Genomic DNA, 15,149 nt, shown 5'->3' on the forward strand with positions numbered 1-15,149 from the left:
ACCCTTGTTGCACTAAAGAGGCCATTTTTTTGTATCTTAGAAACGTCTAAACCAACACTACAATCCCTCTAGCGATTATTGTAAAATAGCTTATCCTCTTAGGGTTGCACTGATTCTACTTGGTTTCAAGATCAAATCAAAAGCTTCTTCAATAGTCTTACATACAATGTCAGCCTTCATTAAAGATTTCGCTGAACATCCTTCTACTCCCATGACTATAATTGATAGGTTGCAAGCTTCAAACATTTGTCCATCATTAAAGCCATTTCCAATACATATGCAGTATTCTGCGCCGAGTTTTTCTACAATTTCTCGTTTGTTTTCTGCAGCATTTGAGTTATCGAATATTTGTATTTCAATAGGCATATTCGCGCATTGATTTCTTACAGTACCATGCGTATCAGCAGTGACTATATGTACGCCTATTCCTTTTTTATGTATCGCCTCGATTTTCTCCTTTACTGAAGGGATAATCTTACCATCACAAGCTATAGTTCCATTATAATCTAACAACAGATTTTTAATTTTTATGATTCCTCTTCCTGGTATAGTAATTTCCACTATCATCACCTCCTTATGTAACTTAGGGCAATTACGAAATCCCTTCATTTGATTAAATTTGTATCATAAATTCATTTGTTCAGTTAAAAAATCCTCTCCAAAATTTGTAAGTCTGACCTTTGATAGATCAACAGAGTGAACTCTTTCATCATAATATGTATCATCATCCCCGAACCAATAAATGGTAACGCTATCGATATATGTTCTATCATGCATATACTCAATAAGATCTGCCCACATGCCTAAATTTAAATTGTAATCTGTGTAAACAGGTATATTTCCATTTTTGATTTCATTTAAGATATTAAGTATTATTTCTTCGTATTCCAATTAACAACATCCCCTTTCCAAAATACTTTAAGAATTCCAGAATCGCTATTTAAATTTGAAATTTTGAAAATCGAACACATTCAAAAATATAATTAACCTCAAACTTAATAATCATTATTCCAAAATTTAGGTTATTAAACAAGAAGAATCGTTCTGAAAGCGATGTTTAGGTGTTTTTCTTACTTTAATATTGTAAATCCACATATATCTGGCTCGTTCCCTTTGAAATAAATTGTCATGTATAATTGACATAACATAAAATGTCATATATATTATACTTCAAATAGGTGGTGTTTTTTTGAATAAGGTTAAGGAATTTCGAAAATTACGAAAGTTGACGCAGATGGAATTAGCACGTGAGGTTGGAGTGGCACGTCAAACGATTAATTTAATTGAAAATGATAAATACAATCCAACATTAGCACTCTGTATTTCCTTAGCTAAAGTACTACAAACCGATTTAAATACATTATTTTGGGAGAGTGAAGATCTTGAAAGATAGCATTTTAAATCATTTTATTGGAGCATTTGATGAAAGGGACGAGTATCAAAAACAAGAGATTTTTAAAGAGTTAGCTTACTCAGGCATTATTTTTTATTACTTATCGATGCTATTAATGCTCGTAAGTTTAGTTATTGATACGTTTAATAATGAAATGTCCATCATTACGCTACTACTTGTCATTCTTAATATTGGTTATTCAGGTTATATCGGCTATCGATTAAGAACAAAGCAATTGGACACATCCGATTGCGCAACACCAGAGGAATATGACGCCAAAAAAGCGAAATTAAAGCGTTCTTGCAGCGTTGCAAGTATACAATGGGGATTTGGGATGATTGTCATGATGGAATACGTATTTCCATTTATCGGTGGGGATGAACTTTCTTTATCATGGTTCAATATGATTGTATGGCTAATCGGCGGGATAGCTTTTGGCTTCTTTCTTTATCTCCTATCTAAGTCAAAGTTACAAAAACAATTCAATCAAGAATAATTTCCTTTAAAGGAAAAATATGGTGGTAGTATGGCATTTCATTCGAAACGAGATTATTTAAACTTATCAATCGTTACTTTTATGACACTTATTGCAATTTTTAATCCTACAACTGTACTTTCACTCAAAGTATTATGCGTCCTAGCTTTTCTAACAGTTTTCTTTTTCGCCATGATGACACGTACAGCAACTATTAATAAGGATTCCATTAAATATGAGACAAATTTTTTCTCATTCACGATCTCACAACGCTTAATATGTCTTGCATCGATTGAGAAAATCGAAAAAATTAACTATACAATGAAGTTGCATCATAAAGACGGGAAGAGTATTCATTTCGCGATGCACTCACCCGAATTTATTTCAGCTATGGAGGAATTTTGCGCAGAGCATACTATCTCTATAGTGGATAAAGAATCGAAAAAAATTGCGTTATGATGGTCTACTTATTGCCTTTGCTCGCTCTATAAAATTTGCTTAAAATAAATATCGAATCAGATAAGGAATAAATTTACAATAATTAATAATTTGTATTTGCGGAGGGAAAAAATGCGAAAAAAATTGTTAGTAGCCGTTTTGTTAACGTTCATTTACATACTTATTGTAGGCATCATTAATCTAGCTTTACCTAATAGTGACATCCGCTTTATTCTAATTGGTTTAAGTGCAATGACATTTTTATACGTTTCAAAAAAAATCAATAAAAAGCTTTTTCCTGCAAAAGCTTAGTTTTCATCTCCCCCCTAAAATTAAACTAAAAATTTTTGTAAAAGGAGCGTTTACATGGAGGTTTTATTAGTTGGTACGATTCACTTAGGTTACACACCGGATATTCATACTTTATCAAAGGATGATACCGACAAATATAGTGACATGCATTTTGACCAATTAACATCGGATATAGCCAAGTCTCAAGCGGATCAAATCTTTATTGAGTATCCAATCCACTTACAGCATGAATTACATGCCATGTATCACTCAGATAGGGTGAACGATGCATTTAAGCAAAATGAAATTTATCAAATTGGGTATCGATTAGCAAAAAAGCTTGGGCATGAAACGATTTATGCAGCGGATTGGAATGAAGAATTAGATGCTTCCATAGATTTAGCCCTTGTTGCAAAAGGAAAATCAAAGGATGCATATGAAAAAATAATGGCACGTATCCCAATCGCCATTAATAAGCTATCTACTATTGTTCAAGAAAGAGACATCATCAAATTATTTAAATATATAAATTCTGAAGAGTACATAGTCAACGATCACAAAGTTTATGTTGACCTTATGCAGTTAGAGGATGAAATGGCCTTCGAATGGGTATCAAAATACTGGTATTATCGTAATTTACGAATCGTAAATAATATAAAAAAATCAATAAAACCTGAAACAAAACGCATTGTAATCGTATATGGTGCTGCACATAACTATTTAATAAAGCAACAGTTAGAGGACGATGCATCCTTTAAAGTAACTCCATATGGGGATTGGATGAAATAGCAGAAAAATTTATGTACTTTTTCAACCGCAAATGAAAGTACCTCCCCCACTGACGATTAAGGACATATCCCTGAAAAGATCGAATAAAGTATCACTAAGAGCGATTCGAGATGGGGGATTTCTTATCTTTTATTTGCTTTATACACATTGATTTTTGGTTTGCTTCTATTTACGGGAAATAATCCCTTTAAACAACGGCTTACATCGGTATTCTTTTGGCTTCTTTTTATTGGTTCAAATTATATAGTTTTTGTCCCTTTTGTAAAAGGGGAAAATCCATTTTAAGCAAAAATAAAACGGCGCTTAAAATGCCGCAATCATTTATAAAACAGCAATAGTATTGATTATCCAAAATTATTTGATATGACTTCCGAAGAAACGCGAGTATTTCCTTATTGCCCATCCGTCATTCAATTGGCAAGCTAGCACAAAGAAGCTGGTGCAAGAAAAAAGGTTCCATTGCCCAGCATTCATTGTACATATTAGCGATTCCCTCCTGTGAAATCACATTTTAAAATTGTGTGAAAATCGTGGTATTCGGAAGCCTTCCCTATACCACCGTATTACTAATAACCGTCACAAAGCCGTTCTCCCGTGCCTTATAAATGAATTGATCAATAGCTAGACTTCCAGATTCATTAAACAAATACCATTGATCTTCCGTAGGCTCATGAATCAAAACAAGCGGGGACTTTGGCGACGTTTCTTCAAAACTATGAACTAACGTATAAATATCAAAACGGGCTATGCTGTTCCCTTCCTGGTCTAGAAAATCAAATTGTCCACCCTTATAATAACTACCAATTGAGGCGTTGTGAAAAGACCATGTGTAATCTGTTGGAGGCTCGACCTTACTTCCTTTATTTTTTATGAAAATATCATAAATGGCCTCGTTATAGCCATTTCCTTTGATTTGCTGCACAACCCCACCCATCGTCATATGATATTCATGCTGCAATGCTTTTACCTTTACACCATCAATGACAAATGGCTTTGTATCAATCGTTACGATCCCATTCTTGTACTGAACATTGCTGCCAAAGGTTTCGGCAATAAAACGCATCGGAACAAAAGTTCGATTATTCTTCATATATGGCTTTACATCAAGTAGCTCCTCTTTACCATTTTTCATCACCTTATTGCTATTAAGTTTTAAGATTACTTTCATATCATTTTTAGTAAGCGTGACTTGCGAATCCGACCAATTAACAGTAGCTCCTAAGTTTTCACTAATGACACGTAACGGAACCATTGTACGATTATTCTTATTTTCTGGTTTCACATCAGAAGTAATCGTAACACCATCAACTTTTATTTGAATGTCGGCTGCATAAGTAGGTGAAGAAGTAATGATTAAAATCAAGGCAAGAAAAATTCCCGAGAACACTTTTTTCATTTTTTAAACACTCCCTTTATAAAAGTAAATATACATTTTCATTTGTCACCCTACAATTAATTCAATCGTTATGTTATTCAGCTTCAAAAGCGACATCTTTATTTTCATATAAACTCGCAATACTTGCATTTGTTTTTTTCATTTCCAACAAAAAGTCTTCTTTTGTATTTACCCCTTTTAATTTTTTCATATCAAATACGAAGGTTACACGCTCATGTGGCTCCCTCATATCTGAGACAAGGATCATTTCAAATAATGCCCCACTCTGTTTGATTAATTTATATAACTCGAATAAACGGTCTAAATCATTTTCTTCAAAACTTGCCAATTCCATGTGAGATTTCGAATAAAAAAAAGTCCAAATCGCTTTTTTTCCACCAACTTCTCCTATAAACACTCGATTTTCATCATTAAATGATTCTTTAAATCCAAGTTTATTAATATTGGGAATCACTTGATCTAATTTGTGGAGTTCCGTATCCGCTTCCAATGCATTTAAATAATTGTCTTTGATTAAATACTTACTTTTGTAATTAATTTCAGCTTCTGATGGACTGTCATATACCACAACTTCAAATTCCATTTCTTGATGGTCTACAGGAGCAACAATGTATGAATCCTCCCCCAATTCTAATGAATTTTTATATGAATCTTTTACAACGATATCAATTCCATGTGCATCTTTCACATAATCTTTTATTAGCTGATCGTTAGAAAGAGAACTACATGCACTTAAAATTATGACTGAAACGAAAGAAAAAACCATTACTATTTTTTTCAATTCTTCCCCTCCTAATGAGTTTATAATATCATATAGTAATGATAACAAAGGAAAATAACTTCAAAAAATTTGTAACAGTCAAAATAATTTTGTGGCGATGAAGGTGACATTACAAGTCATTTCAACGCATATTCTGTTAAAATTTGGTGTAAACGAGGTGTATACAATGGAATTTCTTTTTGTTTTGATCATCTGCCCAATCCTTGTCATTATCGTTACCAAAATTGGGGCACGGGTGTTTCACAACTGGCTTATCGTGCCAATTATTACGTTTCTTTTATTTACAGTGTTAACGTTTACCGTTTTTAATATCTCCTTCTTTTTATGGACAATCGTATTTACTGTCCTTTCCATTGGAGTTAGTTTTAAGACGAATATCAAAGCGTAAACATCTTCATGTGGAACTATCATGGCAGTGTGTGACCTATGCTCGATTTTTCGAATTTACGCTCGATTTACCAATCATTAGATTTCATACCCAATTAATAGATAAATCCATGAAAAATCCAGAAAATAATCCCCCTATTATGAATGCTTATTGCGCGTCAGCATTATTTATAGGGGGATCTATCATTTTATTTGTAATCCATTATTTAAGATGGGGAGCGATGGCATAAAATTCTTGCAAAAATCGTTTGTCATCCTTAAGTTGCAAACAAATGTCTTCAATTAAATAATCATGATTATAGGTAATAATAATTTCTTTATCTTGCACTTGTACCTGTGTAATCTCGCTTATGTTAATCGTATTCCCCAAAATCCTTGTCTTGATGAGTAGCTTATCTTTTGTTAATACAACATGTCTTGTTAATACAAAATAAATAAGAACAAGAGCAATCACAATAATTAGACCAACCACATAATATCGATACTCACTACCTTGAGGCCCTAAATTATACCTACCGCTAAAACGAGTACCATCATTATAGGAATAATACTTCCATGCTAAAAAAATAACTGGAATCATTGTCCACGTTGCTTTCATTATTGAACTGATAGTAAACCTTACAAAAAACTTCATTTCCTCAGCACCACCAACCTTTAACATCTACTCGTTACCTAATAAACGTTTCGCACTGTCCCCTACTCCACAATCCCATTTTGCAGCAGGAACATCTTCTCGTACAGCCCTTTATGCGCCAGTAGCTCCTGATGTGTGCCGCGCTCGACGATTTCGCCTTTATGCAGCACTAAAATTTGCTCGGCATCTTGAATTGTTGACAGGCGGTGTGCAATGGCAATTGTCGTACGGCCTTTGCGCATTTTTTCCAGTGATTGCTGAATGCCCACTTCGGTTTCCGTATCAATCGCTGCCGTGGCTTCATCCAACACTAAAATTTTCGGATTGGTCGCGACCGTTCGTGCAAAGGCGATCAACTGACGCTGACCACTTGAAAACGTCGAACCGCGCTCTGTCACACGACTATGATAGCCATCTGGTAAGCTTTCGATAAAATCGTTTGCCTGCACAAATTCCGCCGCATGCTTGACATCAGCCAAGCTTAATTGCTCATTATGCAGTCGAATATTCGAATCGACCGTGCCGTAAAATAGGAACGGATCTTGTAGCACAAGCCCCATTTTGTCGCGAAGCTCTTGCTGTGAATAGTCTTTAATCGATTCGCCATCTATGACAATATCGCCGCGCTCAAATTCATAAAAGCGCATGAGTAAGTTGATTATCGAACTTTTCCCACTTCCCGTGTGCCCGACAAGTGCCACCGTTTCACCCGGATTGACCGTAAATGAAATATTTTTCAGCACATCACGTTCCCCGTCATAGCTAAACGAAACGTCTTTAAATTCAATGCGACCATCCGTTACGGCAAGCGCCTGATCTTTCTGCGCTGGCTCCAATTCCTCATTATCCATTAACGCAAACACACGCGATGCTGCAACAATTGCCTGCTGGAATAAGGCCAAGCGCTCCATCATTTGATTAATCGGATCAAAGAAGCGGTTCATATACGTAATAAATGCATAGACAACCCCAACTTCTACGGCTGTTTCAAACGAAGTCCACCCAAAATAGAATAATAAGATAATAATCGCCGTGAAATACACTAAGTCAATAATCGGGCGCAATAATAAACTATTCATCTTCGTATTGGCCATCATCGCTTCAAAATGCTCTTCATTAATGGCATCAAAATCATCATTAAAGCGCTTTTCTTGGCGGAATGCTTGCACAATACTCATGCCAGACAGTGTTTCAGAAAGCTTGGCATTTAATTGCCCAAGCTTTTCACGCATCCGCATATACACAACCGCGCTCATTTTGCGGTATAAATAAATGATGTAAATGACAACTGGCAAAATTAACAGCATATACAGCGCCAATTCTGCATTCAGTAAAAACATCGCGATATACACACCGACAATTAAAAATGCTGCCTGCACAAAGCTGATTAACACGCTAACAAACATGTCCTTAATTGCCTCAGTATCATTCGTAGCGCGACTGACAATCGAACCCGCTGGCACTTGGTCAAAATAGCGCATCCCAAGTCGATGAATTTTTGAAAAGACATCGATCCGCAGTTGCTGAATAACCTTTAACGCCAGCTCCTGAAATTTCATCGTTTGATAATACGTAATAAAGATATTTAATACTTGAATGACAAAATAGCTGACCGCCAATGTCAGCACAGGCTTGAGCACAATATTGTCCATCATTAAATAGTCATCGATAAACACCTTGATTAAATACGGCCCCAGCATATCCCCAACAACCGTTAGCGCAAGGAAGATTAATGCGACGAACAGCAGCTTTTTATGTGGCTTTAAATAGGTGAACAAGCGCATCAGGACAATTCGCTGTTCTTTAGATGATATCGTTTCCGTTGTTTGCTCATTCGCCATGCTCGTCACCCCCTAGCTCTACCAATTGCTCAAGCTGCTGTAATTGATACATTTCATAATAGCTACCCTTTAAGTCCATTAACTCGTCATGTGTACCCTTTTCGATAATCGTACCGTGATCGACCACAATGATGACATGGGCTTGCTGAATGGCACTTAAACGATGTGACGTAATAATCGTTGTCGCATCTTTGCGTTCTTCTTTTAACGCATGTAAAATCGCTTCCTCGGTACGCGCATCAACCGCCGATAACGAATCATCCAAAATGAGTAATTCCGGTTTCATCAACAGCGCACGGGCAATGGAAATTCGTTGCTTTTGTCCGCCTGATAACGACACACCACGTTCTCCGACAACGGTTTTGTAGCCTTCCGTAAATTCCATAATATCCTGGTCAATATAGGCCAATTTTGCCGCGGCACGCACTTCCTCAACAGAGGCATCTGCATTGGCAAACGCGACATTGGAGAAGATGCTAGCAGAGAACAGGAAATGCTCCTGTGGCACATAGCCAATCGCCTCACGCAGTTTCAAGGTTTGATAATCGGTAATGGCGTGCTGTCCAAAGCGAATTTCGCCCTGATAGCCTTCAAATTCCCGTAATAATAGCTTTAAAATCGACGTTTTCCCAGCCCCTGTTTTCCCAACAATGCCGAGCGTTTCACCGCGCTTTAAGTCAAAATGCACATTATGTAAGGCTGGCTCTTTATCCCCCGGGAATGTAAAGGAATCAATATGAAAGGCCAAATCACCGGATGGTATTTCCGCAATGGCATTGGCTTTATCATCAATTTCAATTGGCTCGTTTAATAGCTTTTCAATCCGATTGTAGGAAACACTGCCGCGCTCCACAATATTAAAGAGCATGCCAATTGCCAGCATCGGCCAAACAAGTAAGCTTAAATACGTCGTAAAGGTTACTAAATCGCCAATCGACATCGCATCTTCCAAAATAAATTTCGTCCCGAAGCCAAGACTTAGCATAAAGCTAATGCCGACCACAAAGCTAATTGTCGGGTCAAAGAGCGAATCAATTTTGGCCACCTGTAAATTTTTATCCACCACTTCATCCGAAAGTTTTGTGAAATCCTCCACATCCTGACGTTGCTGTCCGAATGTTTTTAATACCTTAATGCCCGAAATACTTTCCTGCGTTTTATCGTTCAAATCCGAAAACGCGGCTTGGGCATGGTGAAAGCGCTGATGCAATAGCTTGCCATAATACGTTGTGGATAACGCCATTAACGGCATCGGAATAAGTGCAATGAGTGTGAGACGCCAATCAATCGTAAGCGCCATTGCCAATACGACAAAACCACCCGTTGTCAGCGAGTCAAATAGGGTCAACACCCCGCCACCCGCTGTTTGCTGTACCGCGCTAATATCATTTGTCGCATGTGCCATAAGATCCCCAACACGATGCTTTTGATAAAAGGACGGTGACATTTTCGAAAAATGACGATGCAGCTTTTGGCGCAACACACGTGCCAAATAGTTGGACGAGCCAAAAATCATTTGGCGCCAATAGTACCGTAAAACATACATCCCAAGCGCAACCGCTGCAATGATGCCAATAAACATAAATAGCTTGGCTTTCGTTAATGTGCCTTGTCCAATTTCGTCAATCGTAAAACCGATAATTTTCGGCGGCACAAGCTGTAAAATGGCCACAAGCATTAGCATCAGTAAACCAATTACATACTGACGTTTACGCTCCTTAAAAAACCAGCCTAGCTTTAAAAACACCTTCATTTTTTCACCCTCTTTTATTCTCAAGTCTCACCATTTTAACAAAAATTCAAATATTTTGATATATTTGATCGAAAATTTTTTCGAGTCTCGAATTAATTTCATGCACGCTCGTTCAACCAATTATAAAAAGGCACAGGTCTTGTTGATTTCGGTGGTTGTTGTACTGTGGCTTCTTCTTCGGTTGCAGGCAAAATCCATTTTTTATAAGCCCCTCGCACAAATTTCTCAAATGAAGCATACAGCGAAATTTGTTTCGTTGTAATCAAGTAAATGCATTGCACAACGATTTGCTTGGCACGCTCAAACTGCTGCACAGATTTCATTTCCAATGTTGAAATAACGTCCATAACCGGCTGCTGTAGCTGAGCTTGCAGCGGATAAAACTCAAAAAACTGTTGTAGCTTTTCATGCCAATGATTTGGAATGACTGGTTGCGTATTTAAATTATTTATACTACTTCTTTTAGATTCAAAAGAAAATGATTCGTCTTTGGATTTTGGCATTTCAGGCTTTGGCGCACAAGGCTTTTCCAATTCTTCTCGTTCGGACATTTCCGATGAGACATGAGGGCAAATGACATAAATATTCGCGGCTTTAATGCCATTTAATTTCGTGAACGCGACCTTTTCAATGATCCTCAACTCTTGTAGATGTCGAACTGCTCGGTACACGGTTTTAGTGGAAATCGCTAGCTCGTTGGCAATCGTCTCGGCCTTTAGATGTGCCACTCCTGGAGTTGCGAGCGCATGACTGGCAATACACTGTAAAATTCGGAGCTGTGATTTGGTCAACGAATGGTCTTGTAGATGCTTTCGAATGTTGGCATCCATCTCCTCGACCGATTGAAATGGAACATACTCAGATAAATGATGAAGCATTTGTAATTCCCCCTTTACAAGGTAAATTACAAAGAGTGCTCGATTTGGGGACTGTCGAAGGAAATTTTTTTATTTGGAAAGGATTTTTTGGTGAATGGTGCATGGACTCTGGTGATCCGCTTCAAAAATATATTTGCGACTTTTTGATTTTATTTGCGAAATTTCGGCGTTATTTGCGATTTTCAAAATATATTTGCGAATACCCGAAAATCTCCACTAATCCCCTCTAAATCTCAAATCGACTTTTTAAAGAAACCCCGCAACAAAAAAAGGCCCAAATCAATTACGATTTGAACCTTCTTTTTTGGATCTACAAACCTACTTCAGACGCTCTAAATCCTGATAATCCTGCATATATGGGCCACTATCAGCAACAGCTGAATGATACAAGGCTTTGACCGCGAAGTTTTTTTCTAGGCCCATCTCGCTTTTCAGCTTCTTGAGCTCGTCATGCAGCTCACGATGTTCGTTAATGAGCTTCAGCATGATTGATTTATTATATTTCACTTGGATATCCTCCTATTTTGTCACCTGAATAAATACCACTTTTAAATAGTTAAACTCCGGGAAGTTATGAGGTACGGTGAAGTCCTCTGGTAATTGGTGCTCCTCTAAAATTTTGTAGCGCGCACCATAGTCCTTAAACGCCTTGTCTATAAACGTTTTGAACTTTTTCATATTGAAGCTGGCGTTATTTGTAGATGCGACGATAACACCACCGTCATTTGTGATTGCTAGGGCATCCTTTAACAGCTTCGGATAATCCTTTGCCGTACTAAACGTCATTTTCTTCGTACGGGCAAAGCTTGGTGGGTCAAGCACAACCACATCAAATGCCAAGCCTTTACGTGCCGCATAGCTGAAGTAATCAAAGACATTCATTACTTTAATATCTTGTGATTCAAAATCAATGCCGTTGACGCTAAATTGCTCAATCGTTTTCGGCAGGCTGCGTTTCGCTAAATCGACACTTGTCGTACCAGCAGCGCCACCTAATGCCGCTGCCACTGAAAACGCACCTGTGTAAGAGAATGTATTTAAGACAGTTTTGTCGCTTGAATAGCGGTCACGCAATGCTTTACGCACATTTCGTTGATCAAGGAAAATCCCCGTCATCGCACCATCGTTTAAATCAACCGCGTAGTTCATACCGTTTTCTTGCACGATTAGTGGGAACTCACCCTTTTCGCCAGACACATAATCATCTTTTTCAATATATTGCCCGTTCGTGTTGAAGCGTAATTTTTCGTACAGCCCGCGCGTATTGACCGCCTGCTTTAGCGCCGTGTAAATATCTTCGCGGAACGAATAAATGCCCTCACTATACCAGCTCACCATGTAAAAGCCGTTAAAGAAATCAATCGTTAACCCGCCAATGCCGTCTCCCTCACCGTTAAATACACGGAATGCGCTTGTATCGTCGGAAGCAAAGAAATCTGCACGCTTTTCTGCCGCTTTACGAATTTTGTTCGCAAAAAACTTCACATCAATCGTTTCCTTTTCCTTGCGAGAAAGCACCCAGCCGATCCCTTTATTTTGTGCGCCGTAATAGCCTGTTGCGATGTAGCCGCCATTTTTGTCGACTAAATGCAATAAACTGCCTTCCTCGACCTCGACTTCACTTGTCACGATGGCATCCTTTAAAATTAATGGATAGCCGTTTGTTAGATCTTTAATTGCCTTTGCATCTACTTGTAATTCTACTAATTGTCTCATAAAGTCACCCTTTGTCGTTCAAATCAATTACGCCTCTGCGTAATTGCGTCCAGATTTTTTTCAAGTTCACTTGAAAAACTCCTCTAAAAAATCTGTGACATCCGCTGGGGCTTAATTTGATTCATCTCCTACTTATAGAAGTAGGAGATGAATCAAATTAAAAGAGACTTGCCGTCAAAAGACAAGTCTCTCGTATGCTTCTAGTGTACTACGATTACGCGTGAATAGCTACTCACACCTTAAGTCGTTACTTTGAAAACCGTTTTCATTTTTTCGATAATGCCACCTGATGAATAGGTCAACACACTGCGCTTGTAGAACGATAGGCTGACGAAATACAGCGCCAATACCGTTACCGCAAGCAGCGCAAAGCTAATGATTGGTTCAATCGCATTGATATCCGTTGCCCCTAAACGCATTGGCATCACCATTCCTGAAGTAAATGGAATGTAGGAGAATACTTTAATAAGCATCGTGTCCGGGTTGCCCATACCTGTTAGCATCACATAAAAGCCAATCAGCGTTAGCATCATCGCCGGCATCATCACTTGCCCCGCTTCTTCTACTTTGGAAACGAGCGAGCCGAACAGCGCACCGATAATTAAATACATGAAAATCGTTAAGAATAAGAAGCCGATCACATATAAGAAGTAGCCCGCAGACATTGAATCCAGTAAATCTGTCACCGCACCCCATTTACTACCGCCATCCGAGAAGCGCACAAGTAACAGCAGCCCCCCAAATAAGATCGCAAATTGCGTTAACGCCACTAAAAAGACGCCGACAATTTTTGCGCGGAAGTGAATTTCTGGCTTCACACTCACCAGCAGCATTTCTAAGGCACGTGACCCTTTTTCTGATGCCACATCCGTTGTAATCATTGATAAATACGTCGCCACAAAGGCATAAATAATAATCCCGATGGCGTAACTAATCCACACACCCGCCATTTTTTCCTCTGCTGATTTGCCGTCCTCTGCCGCTTCATTGATTGAATTGAGCGTAATGACAGGCTCTGTTGCTAATAATAGCTGTTGCTGCTCTGGCGATAAATCAAGCTGACTCATCGCATAAAATTGCCCAACCTGACTTAAAACCCCTTGAAATTTCTGCTGATCATTTAATGGCAGCGGATCATACGAATCAATTTTCGCCGCTAATTTGCCCTCTGCTTCTGACAAAGTAAACGCCGCATAAAATTCGCCTTCTTTTAGCTGATCCGCGACTTCATTTGCTTCAACATATTTATAATGGAAATCGTCCGTATTTTGGAACACTTGCGTGACGTCAAAATTCGTTTCATTGACTACTGCAATCGTTTCGGCATCGCCTGAGAATAGCAGCTCCTTAATTTCCGACCAATACATGACCCCTGCAAGCACCGCTAAATATAGTAAGGTCATTAAAATAAATGATTTCGCGGTTACCTTTTGCTTATATAGCTTTTTGACGAGCACCATAAATTTAGACAACAGCCGCACCTACCTTCTCTTTGAAAATTTCGTGTAAGGATAAATAATCGAGGCTGAACTTTTCGATATAGGCCCCGTTCGACAAGCGCTCGAAAATTTCAAGTGCATACGATTCGTCCTGTAATGTCAGCACCGCTTCATTATCGCGCTCCATTTTCACCTGCTGGACACCCGAAAAAGCACTTAGCTCCTCAAAGGTCTTGTTGGTACGCACCGTCAATTTTGTTTTGCCATATTGCTTTTTCAAATCTAATAACGAGCCTGAGAACAATGATTCCCCGCGCTTGAGTAGGCATAAGCGGTCACAAAGCTCCTCGACATTATCCATTTGGTGACTGGAAAATAAAATCGTCATCCCTTGGTCGCGCAAATGTAAAATCGCATCCTTTAATAGCTCCATATTAACCGGGTCCAGCCCACTAAATGGCTCATCTAAAATAAGGAATTCCGGCTTATGAATAAAGCTTGCAATAAGCTGCACCTTTTGCTTATTCCCCTTGGATAGCGTTTCAGCCTTGACATGGCGCTTTTCCTCAAGGTCAAAGCGAGTAATCCAAAAGTCAATATCGCGCTTGAGATCGGCCTTATCCATGCCATGCAGCTCACCGAAAAACAGCAGCTGTTCCTCGACCTTCATTTGTGGAAAAATCCCGCGCTCCTCTGGTAAATAGCCTAAAAAGTCGCGACTGACCGATTTAATCGGCTTCCCTGCCCATGTAATGCTGCCCTCTGTCGTATCCTGCAAGTCTAAAATCATGCGAAATGTCGTCGTTTTCCCCGCACCATTTTGACCTATCAGCCCAAATATTTCGCCTTTTTCAATCGTAAAATTCAACTGATTGACCGCGGTGAAGTCCTTGTAGCGCTTTGTCACGCCAGCTAGTTGTAACGTCATTTATTTCCCT

At 38.6% G+C, this 15,149-nt stretch carries 18 protein-coding genes; 6 read left to right on the plus strand and 12 right to left on the minus strand.

Features of this window, described 5'->3' with window-relative positions; all coding sequences use genetic code 11:
- Positions 1–90 precede the first annotated feature (90 nt).
- Together MKX47_RS11420 and MKX47_RS11425 are read right to left on the minus strand one after the other, a co-directional pair.
- On the minus strand, positions 91–561 hold the full coding sequence (locus MKX47_RS11420; protein WP_340774172.1) for an HAD family hydrolase: 471 nt from the start codon (positions 559–561) through the stop codon (positions 91–93).
- Between the two features lie 63 nt (positions 562–624).
- Positions 625–891, minus strand: a complete 267-nt coding sequence (locus MKX47_RS11425; RefSeq protein ID WP_340774174.1) for a hypothetical protein — start codon at positions 889–891, stop codon at positions 625–627.
- A gap of 298 nt (positions 892–1,189) precedes the next feature.
- Between MKX47_RS11425 and MKX47_RS11430 the strand changes: the two genes are divergently transcribed.
- From MKX47_RS11430 to MKX47_RS11450, 5 genes are all read left to right on the plus strand, one after another.
- Positions 1,190–1,393 carry a helix-turn-helix transcriptional regulator gene (locus MKX47_RS11430; protein WP_340774176.1) on the plus strand — a complete coding sequence of 68 codons (204 nt, stop codon included), beginning with the start codon at positions 1,190–1,192 and terminating at the stop codon, positions 1,391–1,393.
- Positions 1,383–1,889, plus strand: a complete 507-nt coding sequence (locus MKX47_RS11435; protein WP_340774178.1) for a DUF3278 domain-containing protein — start codon at positions 1,383–1,385, stop codon at positions 1,887–1,889. Before MKX47_RS11430 ends, MKX47_RS11435 begins: the two co-directional genes overlap by 11 nt.
- Before the next feature lie 30 nt (positions 1,890–1,919).
- Positions 1,920–2,327, plus strand: a complete 408-nt coding sequence (locus tag MKX47_RS11440) for a hypothetical protein (RefSeq protein ID WP_340774180.1) — start codon at positions 1,920–1,922, stop codon at positions 2,325–2,327.
- 111 nt (positions 2,328–2,438) lie between these two features.
- Positions 2,439–2,618 carry a hypothetical protein gene (locus tag MKX47_RS11445; protein ID WP_340774181.1) on the plus strand — a complete coding sequence of 60 codons (180 nt, stop codon included), beginning with the start codon at positions 2,439–2,441 and terminating at the stop codon, positions 2,616–2,618.
- 54 nt (positions 2,619–2,672) lie between these two features.
- Positions 2,673–3,386 (plus strand): DUF5694 domain-containing protein, encoded by a 714-nt coding sequence (locus tag MKX47_RS11450; RefSeq protein WP_340774183.1) that lies wholly within the window; start codon positions 2,673–2,675, stop codon positions 3,384–3,386.
- A 550-nt stretch (positions 3,387–3,936) separates the two neighbouring features.
- Here the strand turns inward: MKX47_RS11450 and MKX47_RS11455 are convergent.
- The gene (locus MKX47_RS11455; protein ID WP_340774185.1) at positions 3,937–4,782 is read right to left on the minus strand and encodes a copper amine oxidase N-terminal domain-containing protein; all 846 of its coding nucleotides are present in this window, start codon (positions 4,780–4,782) and stop codon (positions 3,937–3,939) included.
- Positions 4,783–4,855: 73 nt separating this feature from the next.
- A complete protein-coding gene (locus tag MKX47_RS11460; RefSeq protein WP_340774188.1) occupies positions 4,856–5,563 on the minus strand; it encodes a hypothetical protein in 708 nt (235 codons plus the stop codon).
- Between the two features lie 166 nt (positions 5,564–5,729).
- Between MKX47_RS11460 and MKX47_RS11465 the strand changes: the two genes are divergently transcribed.
- Positions 5,730–5,951: a DUF2651 family protein gene (locus MKX47_RS11465; protein WP_340774190.1), complete on the plus strand. Its 222-nt coding sequence runs from the start codon at positions 5,730–5,732 to the stop codon at positions 5,949–5,951.
- A gap of 201 nt (positions 5,952–6,152) precedes the next feature.
- On the opposite strand, the gene MKX47_RS11470 is transcribed toward MKX47_RS11465, so the two are convergent.
- The 8 genes from MKX47_RS11470 to MKX47_RS11505 all read right to left on the minus strand — a co-directional run bounded on the left by MKX47_RS11470 (position 6,153) and on the right by MKX47_RS11505 (position 15,139).
- On the minus strand, positions 6,153–6,611 hold the full coding sequence (locus MKX47_RS11470) for an EbsA family protein (protein ID WP_340774192.1): 459 nt from the start codon (positions 6,609–6,611) through the stop codon (positions 6,153–6,155).
- 35 nt (positions 6,612–6,646) lie between these two features.
- Positions 6,647–8,425: an ABC transporter ATP-binding protein gene (locus MKX47_RS11475; RefSeq protein ID WP_340774195.1), complete on the minus strand. Its 1,779-nt coding sequence runs from the start codon at positions 8,423–8,425 to the stop codon at positions 6,647–6,649.
- Complete coding sequence (locus tag MKX47_RS11480; protein ID WP_340774197.1) at positions 8,415–10,178, minus strand: ABC transporter ATP-binding protein; 1,764 nt, start codon at positions 10,176–10,178, stop codon at positions 8,415–8,417. Before MKX47_RS11480 ends, MKX47_RS11475 begins: the two co-directional genes overlap by 11 nt.
- A 98-nt stretch (positions 10,179–10,276) precedes the next feature.
- Complete coding sequence (locus MKX47_RS11485; RefSeq protein ID WP_340774199.1) at positions 10,277–11,056, minus strand: helix-turn-helix domain-containing protein; 780 nt, start codon at positions 11,054–11,056, stop codon at positions 10,277–10,279.
- 318 nt (positions 11,057–11,374) lie between these two features.
- Positions 11,375–11,563: a hypothetical protein gene (locus MKX47_RS11490; protein WP_340774202.1), complete on the minus strand. Its 189-nt coding sequence runs from the start codon at positions 11,561–11,563 to the stop codon at positions 11,375–11,377.
- A 12-nt stretch (positions 11,564–11,575) separates the two neighbouring features.
- Positions 11,576–12,772: a class I SAM-dependent rRNA methyltransferase gene (locus MKX47_RS11495; protein WP_340774204.1), complete on the minus strand. Its 1,197-nt coding sequence runs from the start codon at positions 12,770–12,772 to the stop codon at positions 11,576–11,578.
- Between the two features lie 239 nt (positions 12,773–13,011).
- Positions 13,012–14,253, minus strand: coding sequence for an ABC transporter permease (locus MKX47_RS11500; protein ID WP_340774206.1), 1,242 nt, complete (start codon positions 14,251–14,253; stop codon positions 13,012–13,014).
- Complete coding sequence (locus MKX47_RS11505) at positions 14,237–15,139, minus strand: ABC transporter ATP-binding protein (RefSeq protein ID WP_340774207.1); 903 nt, start codon at positions 15,137–15,139, stop codon at positions 14,237–14,239. Before MKX47_RS11505 ends, MKX47_RS11500 begins: the two co-directional genes overlap by 17 nt.
- Positions 15,140–15,149 lie beyond the last annotated feature (10 nt).

The sequence above is a fragment of the Solibacillus sp. FSL R7-0668 genome (assembly GCF_038006205.1).
GTDB lineage: Bacteria > Bacillota > Bacilli > Bacillales_A > Planococcaceae > Solibacillus.